This window comes from Streptomyces sp. NPDC107765 (genome assembly GCF_055657085.1).
Genome location: NZ_JBVKBL010000015.1, coordinates 176,191 through 189,962, shown reverse-complemented (window position 1 = coordinate 189,962; position 13,772 = coordinate 176,191). Strand labels below are relative to the sequence as shown.

Sequence of the window (13,772 nt, the reverse complement as noted above, 5' to 3'; positions counted from 1 at the left end):
GACTCAACTAACGCTCCTGCTGGTGAGTGGGATCGACAATGCCGTGGTTGCCGGTGGACGACGTCCCGGCCTGCCGGCCCTGCTGGATACCGCGACGGAGATTGGTCAGCCGGCCGCGCACATCGCCCGGCGCGCGGGAGACCTGCGGACCGCTCTGGGCGGGCTGCTGCTGTTGCGCGGTGCCCGCGACGAGGTTGGCGCGCGGGACCCGGCGGGGCAGCCCGGAGGTGGTGACACCGCCCGAGGCCGGCTGGCGGATCTGCTCCGCCTGCCGCCAGGTCTCGTCGTTCGGCGAACTGCGCCACTGCGCCGTGGCGTCGGCCCGCTCCGGGTTGCGTGCGCCGTTGCCCTGCGGCTCGGCGGGCGCACCCGGGGCCGCCGCGGATCCGCGGCGCGGCAGCCGCTGCGCCTCCGGCTCCTCGGTGGTCTGCGGCGGCACACCGGCAGCGGCGGCCGCCGGGTGGTTGAACCAGTTGGACTCGATCGTGTCGAAGATCGGCGTACGGCCGTCACCGGGACCGGCGTCGGCGCCGCCGAGCACGTCCGGCTCCGGGGCGCGGCCGTCCTGCGGCCGGGCCACCGGGAACTGGCCGGTGCTCTGCAGGTCGTCGGCGTAACCGCCCCGGTCCGTGTCCGCCTGCTGCAGCTGACGGGCGTCGAGCTGCCCGGTCTCGTACGGATCGGCCTCGGCGGCGGGCTGCGGGAAGCGGTCCGCCGGGTACTCGCCGGTGTCGTAACGGTCCGCGGGGTACTCGCCGGTGTCGTACCGGTCCGCCGGGTACTCGCCGGTGTCGTACCGGTCCGCCGGGTACTGGCCCGTGTCGTACCGGTCCGGCTCGCGCTCCGGGGCCTTGGCCGCGGGCGGCGGGGCGTTGAAGTCGGGTCGGGCGAACGCGGCGGTGTCACCGGGGCCGCCGGCCGGTGCGGGCCGCTCGAAGCTGCCGGTGGTGTCCGGCTCCTCGTGGCCGCGCGGCCGGTCCTGCGCCTCGCGGGGCGTCAGCGGCCAGTCGTCGTCACCGCCGCGCTCGCGGCGGGCGCCCCAGCTCGTACCGGCCGGCTGCTGCTGGCCGCCGAAAACGTCCCGGCTCCCGCGGCCGTCCTGGCCACCGCGGCCGCCGGCCGGCGCAGCGCCCGGGAGTTCGGCCGCCGGACCGCGGGCCGGCAGCTCCGGCCGCTCCTCGCGGCGGGGGGCACCGGTGGGCGGGGCAACCGTCGGCGCGGGGCCGTTGGCGGGGCCGTTCTCCGCGCCGCGGGTCGGCAGCGCGGGGCGCGCACCGCCGGAGCGTGCGGCGGGCGGACGGGTCTCGCCGCCCGCGGCCGGGGTGCCGGGTGCGGCGCCGGCCGGCGCGGGACGCCCGGACGGGGCGCCGAAGGCGTTCGGGGCGCCGCCGGGACCGCCGCGGCCGGGCAGCGCGGGACGGCCGCCGGCGCCCGGGCCGGAACCGACCTGGCCGCGCGGCTGGAGCCCGGCGAGCCGGCTGGACGGCGCACCGCCCGCGTCACCGGGTACGCCCTTGGCGGTGCTCGGGGCCGGCTTCTTGCCGCCCTGGGCGACGTCGACCGGCAGCATGACCAGGGCGGTGGTGCCGCCGGAGTCGGACGGCCGGAGCTGGATGCGGATGCCGTGCCGCAGGGACAGCCGGCCGACCACGAACAGACCCATCCGGCGGGAGACCGAGACGTCCACGGTCGGCGGGCTGGCCAGCCGCTCGTTGATCGCCGAGAGGTCCTCGGGGGACAGGCCGATACCGGTGTCGTGGATCTCGACCAGGACCCGGCCGTCGGGGAGCGCGTGGCCGGTGACCTTGACCTTGGTCTGCGGGGAGGAGAACGAGGTGGCGTTCTCCAGCAGCTCGGCGAGCAGGTGGACGAGGTCGTTGACGACCCGGCCGGCGACCTCGGTCTGCGGGACGGCGTTGAGCTCGATGCGCTCGTACTGCTCCACCTCGGAGGCGGCGGCACGGAGCACGTCGACCAGCGGCACCGGGCGGGTCCACCGGCGGCCCGGCTCCTCACCCGCGAGGACCAGGAGGTTCTCGCCGTTACGGCGCATACGGGTCGCGAGGTGGTCGAGCTTGAAGAGCGAGGAGAGTTGGTCCGGGTCGGCCTCGCGGGACTCCAGTTCGGAGATCAGCGAGAGCTGACGCTGGATCAGACCCTGGGAGCGGCGCGAGAGGTTGGTGAACATCGCGTTGACGTTGCCCCGCAGCAGGGCCTGCTCGGAGGCGAGGCGGACCGCCTCGCGGTGCACGTCGTCGAAGGCCGCGGCCACCCGGCCGATCTCGTCCCGGCTGTGTACACCGACCGACTCGACGGAGGTGTCCACGTCCTGCGGGTCGGACTCGGACAGCTGCTTGACCAGCTCGGGCAGCCGGTCCTGGGCGACCTTCTGCGCGGTGTCCTGCAGCCGGCGCAGCGAGCGGACCATGGAGCGGGCCACGACGAACGCGCCGACCAGCGAGACGCCGAGGACGAGCAGGATCACCGCACCGTTGATCAGGGCGTCCTGGGTGGCCTCGTTGCGGGCCTCGCGGGACTTCTGCTCCATCTCGGAGAGCAGCGTGGTCTCGATCCGCGACATCTCGTCGATCTTGACGGTGTCGGAGTCGTACCAGTCGAGGTAGCGGTAGTCCTGGCTGCGGATGCCGGAGGCGCTGGCGAAGGCGCGGTGCGAGAAGGCGGACGCGGCCTTGATCTCGTCGTTGTTGCCGTCCAGGCCGCGGGTGAGCGCGCCGGCGTTGTTGGCGTAGATCTGCGAGAACCGGTCCCGGGCCGCCTTCTCGCTGATCTCGGCGTTGTGGCCGGCCTGCCGGTCGTTGGCGGACAGCTGCGGGCCGCCCTTGTGGGCGAGGCCGGCACTGATCAGGGCGCGCTGGATGGACGCGTACTCCTTGGCCGACGAGAACGCCGCCAGCGCACGGGTACTGCGGATCATCTCCGGGTTGCTGGTGGCCTGCGCCATGTCCTGGGAGAGCGACAGCAGCGAGGTGATCAGCTGGTTGTAGCTGGTGACGGTCCGCGCGGTGTTGCCGTCGTCCTTGTAGGCGTTGGCGCGGATCTCGTTGAGGGTGTTGAGCTGGCGGCCGATCTCCAGGATGGTCGCCCGGACGCCGGCCATGGTGGCGTCCTGGCCCTGGATGTCGCCGGTGGCCTGGTTGAAGGACAGCTTGGCGCGGTCGGTCGCCTCACGGGGGGCGACGACGTTCGCGTCGTCCTTGGCGTTGCCGCTGCCGGCCAGCGGACCGGCCGACTTGTCCCGCTCGATCTGCAGCGCGTCGGCGAGCTCGGTGGCCTGCCGGGTCATCTCGGTGAGCATCTGCATCTTGTCGAGCTGGTCGATGTTGTCCAGCTGCGTGGCGATGCGCATGCCGCCGAGCGTGGTGGCGGCGACCACGGGCAGCGCGAGCAGGGAGACCAGTCGGGTGCTGATGCGCCAGTTGCGCAGCGCTATTCGCGAACCGGGTCCGGTCGCGGCCTTGGGCGCACCGGTGTCCGCGGCATCACCGCCCGGCGCCTGGCCGCCGTGGTCGGACGACGTGAGGCCGCCCGCCGGGTTGTTGCGGTCGCGCTGGGGCGAGGAGGCGCGGTCGGTTCCGCCGCGCAGCTCCGGTTCCGCCGCAGCGCTGCCATCCCTCTTGAAACGTCCCTGCACTAGCGTCGCAACCTCTGGACCAGGCGTCCCACCTCGGCGGGACGGTGTCGAGTCGTATAGGGGGCCGTGATCCCCCATGGCGGCCGTGGAATGACCGGCGGACTGCCCCCTCTGGCAGAGAGAGCGGCACCACCGCGCGGCGCCACCTTGCGCCCTGCGCGCCGGCTGAAACGTGCGGCGGTCCGTGGAATTCCAGCACAGTGCCGGATCTCCAACAAGAGCGGAGCGGGTCGCTGTGACATGGATGACGCAATGTACGGACCACGTCACGAGTTGTAGAGGAAGCCCCTGGAGATATCGGGCGTATGCCCACGAGTCGTACGCCTCCGGCGGCTGTCCCAGGTGCGGTGATCGGGAGCGGAACGTGCGCTTCAATCCGCCATTGTCCGATTCGCCCAAGGATGTTGATCAAGGAAAATGCGGCTTTTGTCGCACGGCTCGTGAGCAAACTCACAGGAAGATCGTTGAGTTCCCCATCACTTCGGAGGGAATAGCGCGCATAGCCTGACGCTTTACACAGTTGCCGAAACCGACAAGACAGGTTTCCGCAACGGCTTTTTCACCGGCCGATCCCCAGCTTCCGACCACACGAGGCATACCGAAGTGAAGACGACGACGATGTTCCGCAACATAGCCAACCCGCGGCGCACCACCCTGGCCCATCTCAAGGACGCCGAGGAGCTCGGCGCCACCCTCTTCGAGGCCCCGGAGCACACCGTCGATCTCCCCACGCAGACCGCCAACCCGCGGCGCACCGTCCTGATGGACGTCCCCGAGCAGGGCGTCACCGCCTAGTCACGCGACGGAAGGGCAGCAGCCGCGTACCGCCTCGGCGCCCCATGGGTGAGCGCGCGCCCAAAAAGGGGCGATAGCCTGGAGTGTCAACTCCGGTCAATGATCACTGAGGGGCAGCGGCACCCGTGCGCATCGCCAGATTCTCCATCGACGGCAACGTCGGCTTCGGCGTCCTCGAAGGCGACGAACTCGACGTCATCAAGGGTCATCCCTTCGCGGAATTCGAGCGCTCGGGCCAGAAGGTTCCCCTCGACAAGGTCCGGCTGCTGCCCCCCGTCCTGCCCAACAAGGTCGTCTGCGTGGGCCGCAACTACGCCGAACACGCCGCCGAGCTGGGCAACGCCGTCCCCGACGTGCCGGTCACCTTCTTCAAGCCGTCCACCTCGGTGATCGGCCCCGGCGACCCCATCGCCTACCCCTCCTTCTCCCAGGAGGTGCACCACGAGGCGGAGCTCGCCGTCGTCATCGGGCGGATGTGCCGCGAGGTGCCCCGCGAACGCGCCAAGGACGTCATCCTCGGCTACACCTGCGCCAACGACGTCACCGCACGCGACGTCCAGCAGCGGGAGAAGCAGTGGGCCCGGGCCAAGGGCTTCGACAGCTCCTGCCCGCTCGGCCCCTGGGTCGAGACCGGGCTGGACCCCGCCGACGTCGCCGCCGGCCTGGCGATCCAGTGCACGGTCAACGGCGAACAGCGCCAGCTCGGCCGCACCAGCGACATGGTCCGCCCGATCGAGGACCTGATCGTCCACATCACCGAGGCGATGACCCTGCTCCCCGGCGACGTCATCCTCACGGGCACCCCGGCCGGGGTCGGCCCCCTCAACGTCGGCGACGAGGTCGCCGTCACCATCGAAGGCATCGGCACTCTCACCAACAAGGTGATCAAGCGTGGCTAACGCGACCCCCGGCTCCCCCGTCCGCGTACGTTTCTGTCCCTCCCCGACCGGTAACCCCCATGTCGGCCTGATCCGCACCGCCCTGTTCAACTGGGCCTACGCGCGGCACCACAAGGGCACCCTGGTCTTCCGGATCGAGGACACCGACGCGGCCCGCGACTCCGAGGAGTCCTACCACCAGCTGCTGGACTCCTTCCACTGGCTCGGCTTCGACTGGGACGAAGGCCCCGAGGTCGGCGGCCCGCACGCGCCGTACCGCCAGTCCCAGCGGATGGACCGCTACCAGGACATCGCCGAGAAGCTGCTCGCCGCCGGCCACGCGTACCCCTGCTACTGCACCACCGAGGAGCTCGACGAGCGCCGCGAGGCCGCCCGCAAGGCCGGCCGGCCCTCCGGTTACGACGGCACCTGCCGCGAGCTGACCGCCGAGCAGAAGTCCGCGTACGAGGCCGAGGGCCGCAGCTCGATCGTCCGCTTCCGGATGCCCGACGAGCCGATCACCTTCACCGACCTGGTCCGCGGCGAGCTGACCTTCACGCCGGACAACGTCCCGGACTACGGCATCGTCCGGGCCAACGGCGCGCCCCTCTACACCCTCGTCAACCCGGTCGACGACGCCCTGATGGGCATCACCCACGTCCTGCGCGGCGAGGACCTGCTCTCCTCGACCCCCCGCCAGATCGCCCTGTACAAGGCGCTGATCGAGCTGGGCATCGCCTCGTCGATCCCCGAGTTCGGCCACCTGCCGTACGTCATGGGCGAGGGCAACAAGAAGCTCTCCAAGCGCGACCCGCAGGCCTCGCTCAACCTCTACCGCGAGCGCGGCTTCCTGCCCGAGGGCCTGCTCAACTACCTCGCCCTGCTCGGCTGGTCGTTCTCCGCCGACCAGGACATCTTCTCGGTGTCCGAGCTGATCGAGAAGTTCGAGATCGAGGACGTCAACGCCAACCCGGCCCGCTTCGACCTGAAGAAGGCCGAGGCGATCAACGCCGACCACATCCGGCAGCTGGACGTCGAGGACTTCATCAAGCGGTGCGAGCCCTGGCTGAAGGCCCCGTTCGCCAACTGGGAGCCGGCGGACTTCGACGAGGCCGCCTGGCGCGCGATCGCCCCGCACGCCCAGACCCGCCTCACGGTCCTGTCCGACATCACCGCCAATGTCGACTTCCTCTTCCGCGCGGAGCCGGTGGAGGACGAGGCGTCCTGGACCAAGGCCATGAAGGGCGACCCGGTCGCCCTGCTCACCACCGCCCGGGCCAAGCTCGCCGCCGCCGACTGGAACGCCGGCCCCGAGCCCCTCAAGGAGGCCGTCCTGGCCGCCGGCGAGGAGCACGGCCTCAAGCTCGGCAAGGCCCAGGCCCCGGTCCGGGTGGCCGTCACCGGCCGCACGGTCGGCCTGCCGCTCTTCGAGTCCCTCGAAGTCCTCGGCAAGGAGCGCACCATCGCCCGCATCGACGCCGCGCTGGCCAAGCTGGCCGGCTGACCCCCTACGGGCGCCCGAGGGCCCGGAAGCCGTCCCGGCTTCCGGGCCCTCGGCATATCCCCTCCCGGCGCGGCTCCGGCGCGTTAGATTGCCGTCATGCCCCTCCGTGCCGTCCTGTGGGACATCGACGACACCCTCTTCGACTACAGCGGGTCGGACCGCGCCGGTGCGCTGCGGCACCTGCGCGCCGAAGGACTGCTGGCCGCCTACGGCGGGGAGGAGGCGGCGCTGACGCGGTGGCGCGCGGCCATGGAGACCGAGTTCGCCCGCTTCCTCGCCGGTGAGCTGGGCTTCCTCGACCACCGCAGGGAGCGGGCCCGGACGTTCCTGGGCGTCGCGCTCAGTGACGCCGAGGCGGACGCCTGGTTCGCGAAATACATCGCGCACTACGAAGCGTCCTGGGTGCTCTTCCCGGACTCCGAGCCCGCGCTGACGGCGCTGGCGCCGCTGGTGCGGCAGGCCGTGCTGTCCAATTCCTCCGTCGCCAACCAGGAGCGCAAGCTGACCAGGCTGGGCATCCGCACCCACTTCGAGGCGGTGCTGTGCGCGGACGAGCTGGGGCACGCCAAGCCCGCGGCGGAGGCCTTCCACGGCGCCTGCGCCGCGCTGGGCCTCGGGCCCGAGGAGGTGGTCTACGTCGGCGACCGGCTCGACATCGACGCGCTCGGCGCCCGGGACGCCGGGCTGGGCGCCGTCTGGCTGGACCGTACGGGCGCCGGCGGGGAGCTGCCGGCCGGGGTGCGGCGGATCACGGGCCTGGCTGAGCTGCCCGAGCTGCTGCACGGGGTTATCGGTTTTGGAGCCCCGTCCACGATCAGGTAATGTTCTTCCTGCGCCGCCCGAGAGGGCCGAGAGGCCCGGCCGGGAAGCGTAAGTCAAATACCACCCCCGCAGGGGGTTGTGCTTTGATGGCCTATGGTGTAATTGGCAGCACGACTGATTCTGGTTCAGTTAGTCTAGGTTCGAGTCCTGGTAGGCCAGCTCGCAGAGCTCATCTGCAAAGCCCCCGTTGTGTAGCGGCCTAGCACGCTGCCCTCTCAAGGCAGTAGCGCCGGTTCGAATCCGGTCGGGGGTACAGATCCATCCCGTAGATCACCAGGGTCGCTCCCGGTGATATCGCGGTGACAACATCCGGCTCCGGCCGGATGGGATCGCTAGGGCCCCCGTTGTGTAGCGGCCTAGCACGCCGCCCTCTCAAGGCGGTAGCGCCGGTTCGAATCCGGTCGGGGGTACTGGTCTAAACCACCATGGGCTATGGTGTAATTGGCAGCACGAGTGATTCTGGTTCATTTAGTCTAGGTTCGAGTCCTGGTAGCCCAGCGCAGCATGTCCTCGTGACAGGCTCAACTGCAGGAAATCTTGCCCCCGTTGTGTAGCGGCCTAGCACGCCGCCCTCTCAAGGCGGTAGCGCCGGTTCGAATCCGGTCGGGGGTACGCACAAGGGAAGGCCCTCCGCATCGCGCGGGGGGCTTTTCCGTTGTTCCCGTGGTGCAACTGGTTCAACGCCCCGCCCGGAAGCGCCGGTTGGACTCCTCCGCCTCGGCCAGCCGGCGCAGGCCGAGCAGTACCGGCTCGTAGAGCACCGTCAGGGCCACCGCCGCCTCCATCTGTTCCGCGGTGCTCCCGTACTCCTCGACCAGGTCCAGTTCGACGACGGCGAGCTCGGCCGCCTGGCGGGCGTAGGGCAGCAGGTGGGCGGTGTCGCAGGGGTAGCCGAGGCGGTGCAGCGCGGCGACGGCGGCGACGAGCATGCGGAAGGCGCCGGAGTGCTCGGCGATCCCCAGGTTGAAGTGCCAGCCGACGCGGCGCAGCAGGTCGGTGGCGGTGTGCCGGGCCGCGGTGGTCGCCGGGTCGGTCTCGTCGGGCCACGGGCCGTGCGGAAGGGCCTCGACGGCCGCGCCGAGGCGGGAGTGCTGGTCGCGGGAGTCGTCGTCGACGGCGGCCAGGACGTCCCGGGCGGTGCTCACCGGGACCCGTCCGACCTGGATCAGCGCCCGGATCAGCCGCAGCCGGCGCAGGTGGTCCTCGTCGTACTCGGACTGGGTGGCGGTGAGCGGGCGGCCGGGTGGCAGCAGCCGCTCGCGCAGGTAGTACTTGATCGTCGCGGTGGGCACCCCGCTGCGCTCGCTGAGCTCCGCCAGTCGCATACGTCTTGCGTCCTTCCTTGGAGAGTGACACTATCCAAACATGGATAGCGGTGCTATCCAACATTGTTCGGCGTGAGCCAAGGGGGCTGTGATGAGCGGCGAGCCGGTGCAGGGACGGATGACGGCGGACGGGACCGGGGAGGTGGTGGTCTTCCTCATCGGGATGCGGATCAACAACTGGCGGGCGGTGCGCAGTTGGCTGCCGGCGCTCCGGGCGATGGGGCCCATGATCAAGGAGCTGGCGCGGGATCCGGAGCGGGGGTTGCTCGGCTACCGCCTCCTGCCCGGCCTGCGGAACTTCGGGCTCGTGCAGTACTGGGAGTCCAAGGAGAAGCTGCTGGCCTACGCGAGCGACCAGGGCGGTGCGCACCGGCCGGCCTGGGCCGCCTTCAACCGGCGGGCACGGGAGGGGCGGGGCCACGTCGGCATCTGGCACGAGACCTATGTCGTCCCGGCGGGCTCGTACGAGACCATCTACGCGAACATGCCGCCGCACGGACTGGGCGCGGCCCGCGGGGTGGTGCCGGTCGCCCGCCGCGGGGAGCGGGCGGCCGAGCGGCTGGCGGCCTGAGCCGGGGCGCGGCCGCCCGGCCCCGGTCCCGGGCGGATCGCGCCGTGCGGGACCGGGAGCGTGCCGCGTGGTTCAGCCGGTGCGGCGCAGGCCCTCGGAGAGCCGGGCGGCCGCGTCGATGACCGCCTGGGCGTGCATCCGGCCCGGGTGGCGGGTCAGCCGCTCGATCGGTCCGGAGACCGAGACGGCGGCCACCACGCGGTTGGAGGGGCCGCGTACGGGCGCGGAGACCGAGGCCACGCCGGGCTCCCGCTCACCGATCGACTGGGCCCAACCGCGGCGCCGTACGCCGGACAGGGCGGTGGCCGTGAAGCGGGCGCCCTGGAGGCCGCGGTGCAGCCGCTCGGGCTCCTCCCAGGCCATCAGGATCTGCGCGGCCGAGCCGGCCTTCATCGGGAGCGTGGAGCCGACCGGGACGGTGTCCCGCAGTCCGGACAGCCGCTCGGCCGCCGCCACGCAGATCCGCATGTCGCCCTGCCGGCGATAGAGCTGGGCGCTCTCGCCCGTCACATCGCGCAGGTGGGTCAGTACCGGCCCGGCCGTGGCCAGCAGCCGGTCCTCGCCGGCCGCCGCGGCCAGCTCGGAGAGCCGTGGGCCCAGGATGAACCGGCCCTGCATGTCCCTCGCCACCATCCGGTGGTGTTCCAGGGCCACGGCCAGCCGGTGGGCCGTGGGTCGTGCAAGCCCGGTCGCCGCGACCAGCCCGGCGAGGGTGGCCGGACCGGACTCCAGGGCGCTCAATACCAGAGCTGCCTTGTCGAGAACGCCGACGCCGCTAGAGTTGTCCATGCAACGATACTCACGTCTCACACTGTGAAACGCAAGTTCAATTTTCCAGGGAAGTCGTCAGTCTGTAGGTGTGGCCCTCGACCAGGGCCCGGCGTAAGGCCCGGCAGGGGGAGTTCTGCGGGCGATCGCGCATGGACGAGCAAGGCCGGCACAGCGGCCGGCCGGAGGGAAAGCGATGGGACGGACACTCGCGGAGAAGGTCTGGGACGACCATGTCGTCCGGCGCGCGGAAGGCGAGCCCGACCTCCTCTTCATTGATCTGCACCTGCTGCACGAGGTCACCAGCCCGCAGGCGTTCGACGGCCTCCGCAAGGCCGGCCGCCAGGTGCGCCGGACGGACCTGACCATCGCCACCGAGGATCACAACACCCCGACCCTCGACATCGACAAGCCGATCGCCGACCCGGTCTCGCGCACCCAGCTGGAGACGCTGCGCAAGAACTGCGCCGAGTTCGGCGTCCGGCTGCACCCGCTCGGCGACGTCGAGCAGGGCGTCGTCCACGTCGTGGGCCCCCAGCTGGGACTGACCCAGCCCGGCACCACCGTGGTCTGCGGTGACAGCCACACCTCCACCCACGGCGCCTTCGGCGCGCTGGCGTTCGGCATCGGCACCAGCCAGGTCGAGCACGTCCTGGCCACCCAGACGCTGCCGCTGGCCCCGTTCAAGACGATGGCGATCACCGTCGACGGCGAGCTGCCGGAGGGCGTGACCGCCAAGGACCTGATCCTGGCGATCATCGCCAAGATCGGCACCGGCGGCGGCCAGGGATACGTCATCGAATACCGCGGCCCGGCCATCGAGAAGCTCTCGATGGAGGCCCGGATGACCATCTGCAACATGTCGATCGAGGCGGGCGCCCGGGCCGGCATGATCGCCCCGGACCAAACCACCTTCGACTACCTCCAGGGCCGCGACCACGCCCCCAAGGGCGCGGACTGGGACGCCGCGGTCGAGTACTGGAAGACGCTGCGCACCGACGACGACGCGGTCTTCGACGCCGAGGTCCACATCGACGCCGCCTCGCTGGCGCCGTTCGTCACCTGGGGCACCAACCCGGGCCAGGGCGCACCGCTTTCGGCGAGCGTCCCCGACCCGGCTTCGTACGAGGACGCCTCGGAGCGCTACGCCGCCGAAAAGGCCCTGGAATACATGGGGTTGACGGCGGGTCAGCCGCTGCGCGAGATCACCGTGGACACAGTCTTCGTAGGTTCGTGCACCAACGGCCGCATCGAGGACCTGCGCTCCGCGGCCTCGATCCTGCAGGGCCGCAAGGTCGCCGACGGCGTACGGATGCTGATCGTTCCCGGCTCGGTCCGGGTCTCGCTGGAGGCCGTCGCCGAGGGTCTGGACAAGGTCTTCACCGAGGCGGGCGCCGAATGGCGGCACGCGGGCTGCTCGATGTGCCTGGGCATGAACCCCGACCAGCTGGCGCCCGGTGAGCGCTCCGCGTCCACCTCCAACCGCAACTTCGAGGGCCGCCAGGGCAAGGGCGGTCGTACGCACCTGGTCTCGCCGCAGGTGGCCGCCGCAACGGCGGTTCTCGGCCATCTGGCCTCACCGGCCGACCTGTCCGACGTCGCCACGCCCGCGGGAGTCTGAACCATGGAAGCTTTCACCACGCACACCGGCCGGGCCGTCCCGCTGCGCCGCAGCAACGTCGACACCGACCAGATCATCCCGGCCCACTGGCTGAAGAAGGTCACCCGCGACGGCTTCGAGGACGGCCTGTTCGAGGCCTGGCGCAAGGACCCCGAGTTCGTCCTCAACAAGCCGCAGTACAAAGGCGCCACGGTGCTCGTCGCCGGCCCCGACTTCGGCACCGGGTCCTCGCGCGAGCACGCCGTCTGGGCGCTGCAGAACTACGGCTTCAAGGCCGTCATCTCCTCGCGGTTCGCGGACATCTTCCGCGGCAACTCCCTCAAGAACGGCCTGCTGACGGTGGTCCTGCCGCAGGAGACGGTGGACCGGCTGCAGCAGCTGGTGGAGGCCGACCCGGCCGCCGAGGTGACCGTCGACCTCGTGGACCGGCAGGTCCGGGCGGAGGGCATCAGCGCGGACTTCGAGCTGGACGAGAACGCCCGTTGGCGTCTGCTGGAGGGACTGGACGACATCAGCCTCACCCTTCGGGAGGAGCCGTCAATCGTGGCGTACGAGGCGAATCGCCCGTCGTTCAAGCCGCGCACCATCGAGGTCTGACCTCGGGTTTTTGGCTCAAAGAGTTATTGCGTACGATGCGCCCCCTGTGCAGTTGGCAGGGGGCGCATCAGCTTGTCGAGACGGCTGTTGAGGCCCCGTGAAGCGACAACTCGCCGCAGATGGCACAATTAGCGCATGGAACGCGACGACCAACTCCAGCTCTACGGCGTCGTCGCCGACCGACTCAAGGACGCACACGCAAGAGTGCGGACACTGCAAGTCCCGGAGGGCGTACGGATGGCGCTGACCCGGAAGCTGCTCGTCATCACGGCCGCGGCTAAACACGATCTTGCGGACGCGGCACGGCGTCTGGAGTGGTTCATGGAAGACCTCGACGAAGGTCGTTATCCCGAAGATGTGCACGCCGACGGAAGTCCGTGAAGGTCGAGTTCGTTGCGGCACAAGGGTGATTAGCCCGTTTCGTGTTTGATTTGCGGTATATATCTGCCTAACGTGCGAAAAAGCTTGGAAACTTTCCTTCCAGCAATGTCTCCGAAGGGGAAGACGTGAACAAGGCGCAGCTCGTAGAAGCCATTGCCGACAAGCTCGGCGGCCGCCAGAACGCAGCAGACGCGGTGGACGCCGTACTGGACGCGGTCGTCCGTGCAGTGGTCTCCGGTGACCGCGTTTCGGTCACCGGATTCGGCTCGTTCGAGAAGGTCGACCGCCCGGCCCGTTACGCCCGCAACCCGCAGACCGGTGAGCGGGTGCGGGTCAAGAAGACCTCGGTGCCGCGCTTCCGCGCCGGTCAGGGCTTCAAGGACCTGGTGAGCGGCTCGAAGAAGCTCCCCAAGGGCGGCGAGGTCTCCGTCAAGAAGGCCCCCAAGGGCAGCCTCACCGGCGGCACCGCGATCAAGAAGGCCGCGGCGAAGAAGGCCACCGCCAAGAAGGCCACCGCCAAGAAGGCGGCGCCGGCCAAGAAGGCCGCGGCGAAGAAGACCACCCCCGCGAAGAAGGTCACCGCCAAGAAGACGACGGCGAAGAAGGCCCCCGCGAAGGCCGCCGCCAAGAAGGCGACCCCGGCCAAGAAGACCACCGCGAAGAAGGCGACGGCCAAGAAGACCGCGCCCGCGAAGAAGGCCACGGCGAAGAAGGCTCCCGCCAAGAAGGCCACCGCGCGCAAGACCACCGCGAAGAAGACCACCGCCCGCAAGCGGTGACCCACAGCAGCGGCGACGCCATGCGTCGGGCCGGTCTCCCTCCGGGGAGCCCGGCCCGCGGTGCTTTCCGGCCCCGGCC

The 13,772-nt window shown here is 70.6% G+C and carries 12 protein-coding genes and 5 tRNA genes; 14 read left to right on the top strand and 3 right to left on the bottom strand.

Annotated elements, in window-relative coordinates; translation table 11 throughout:
- Positions 1–7: 7 nt before the first annotated feature.
- Positions 8–3,652, bottom strand: coding sequence for a sensor histidine kinase (locus ACZ7MX_RS31220; protein ID WP_472136894.1), 3,645 nt, complete (start codon positions 3,650–3,652; stop codon positions 8–10).
- A 618-nt stretch (positions 3,653–4,270) separates the two neighbouring features.
- Here ACZ7MX_RS31220 and ACZ7MX_RS31215 point away from each other — a divergent pair.
- The 9 genes from ACZ7MX_RS31215 (at position 4,271) to ACZ7MX_RS31175 (ending at position 8,263) form a co-directional block, all read left to right on the top strand.
- Positions 4,271–4,447, top strand: a complete 177-nt coding sequence (locus ACZ7MX_RS31215) for a hypothetical protein (RefSeq protein ID WP_472136892.1) — start codon at positions 4,271–4,273, stop codon at positions 4,445–4,447.
- 125 nt (positions 4,448–4,572) lie between these two features.
- The gene (locus ACZ7MX_RS31210) at positions 4,573–5,346 is read left to right on the top strand and encodes a fumarylacetoacetate hydrolase family protein (RefSeq protein ID WP_030802360.1); all 774 of its coding nucleotides are present in this window, start codon (positions 4,573–4,575) and stop codon (positions 5,344–5,346) included.
- Positions 5,339–6,829, top strand: coding sequence for a glutamate--tRNA ligase (gltX, locus tag ACZ7MX_RS31205; RefSeq protein ID WP_472136890.1), 1,491 nt, complete (start codon positions 5,339–5,341; stop codon positions 6,827–6,829). The genes ACZ7MX_RS31210 and gltX overlap by 8 nt, the downstream gene beginning before the upstream one ends.
- Positions 6,830–6,925: 96 nt before the next feature.
- Entirely contained in the window at positions 6,926–7,651 is a 726-nt protein-coding gene (locus ACZ7MX_RS31200; protein ID WP_472136889.1) for an HAD family hydrolase, read from the top strand.
- An 87-nt stretch (positions 7,652–7,738) separates the two neighbouring features.
- Positions 7,739–7,810, top strand: a tRNA-Gln gene (locus tag ACZ7MX_RS31195).
- 21 nt (positions 7,811–7,831) lie between these two features.
- Positions 7,832–7,904, top strand: a tRNA-Glu gene (locus tag ACZ7MX_RS31190).
- 84 nt (positions 7,905–7,988) lie between these two features.
- Positions 7,989–8,061: transfer RNA gene (locus ACZ7MX_RS31185), tRNA-Glu, on the top strand.
- A 16-nt stretch (positions 8,062–8,077) separates the two neighbouring features.
- A tRNA-Gln gene (locus tag ACZ7MX_RS31180) sits at positions 8,078–8,149 on the top strand.
- Positions 8,150–8,190: 41 nt separating this feature from the next.
- Positions 8,191–8,263, top strand: a tRNA-Glu gene (locus tag ACZ7MX_RS31175).
- 65 nt (positions 8,264–8,328) lie between these two features.
- On the opposite strand, the gene ACZ7MX_RS31170 is transcribed toward ACZ7MX_RS31175, so the two are convergent.
- Positions 8,329–8,976: a MerR family transcriptional regulator gene (locus ACZ7MX_RS31170; RefSeq protein WP_472136887.1), complete on the bottom strand. Its 648-nt coding sequence runs from the start codon at positions 8,974–8,976 to the stop codon at positions 8,329–8,331.
- A gap of 91 nt (positions 8,977–9,067) precedes the next feature.
- Here ACZ7MX_RS31170 and ACZ7MX_RS31165 point away from each other — a divergent pair, with 91 nt between their 5' ends.
- The gene (locus tag ACZ7MX_RS31165; protein ID WP_472136885.1) at positions 9,068–9,547 is read left to right on the top strand and encodes a DUF4188 domain-containing protein; all 480 of its coding nucleotides are present in this window, start codon (positions 9,068–9,070) and stop codon (positions 9,545–9,547) included.
- Between the two features lie 72 nt (positions 9,548–9,619).
- Here ACZ7MX_RS31165 and ndgR read toward each other — a convergent pair whose 3' ends face one another.
- Complete coding sequence (gene ndgR / locus ACZ7MX_RS31160) at positions 9,620–10,336, bottom strand: IclR family transcriptional regulator NdgR (protein WP_026169203.1); 717 nt, start codon at positions 10,334–10,336, stop codon at positions 9,620–9,622.
- A 175-nt stretch (positions 10,337–10,511) separates the two neighbouring features.
- On the opposite strand from ndgR, the gene leuC reads away from it, so the two are divergent.
- The 4 genes from leuC to ACZ7MX_RS31140 all read left to right on the top strand — a co-directional run bounded on the left by leuC (position 10,512) and on the right by ACZ7MX_RS31140 (position 13,693).
- The gene (gene leuC / locus ACZ7MX_RS31155) at positions 10,512–11,936 is read left to right on the top strand and encodes a 3-isopropylmalate dehydratase large subunit (RefSeq protein WP_472136884.1); all 1,425 of its coding nucleotides are present in this window, start codon (positions 10,512–10,514) and stop codon (positions 11,934–11,936) included.
- A 3-nt stretch (positions 11,937–11,939) separates the two neighbouring features.
- Complete coding sequence (gene leuD, locus ACZ7MX_RS31150; protein ID WP_472136882.1) at positions 11,940–12,533, top strand: 3-isopropylmalate dehydratase small subunit; 594 nt, start codon at positions 11,940–11,942, stop codon at positions 12,531–12,533.
- Positions 12,534–12,668: 135 nt separating this feature from the next.
- Positions 12,669–12,914 (top strand): SCO5555 family protein, encoded by a 246-nt coding sequence (locus ACZ7MX_RS31145; protein ID WP_030414222.1) that lies wholly within the window; start codon positions 12,669–12,671, stop codon positions 12,912–12,914.
- 125 nt (positions 12,915–13,039) lie between these two features.
- Complete coding sequence (locus ACZ7MX_RS31140; protein ID WP_472136880.1) at positions 13,040–13,693, top strand: HU family DNA-binding protein; 654 nt, start codon at positions 13,040–13,042, stop codon at positions 13,691–13,693.
- Positions 13,694–13,772 lie beyond the last annotated feature (79 nt).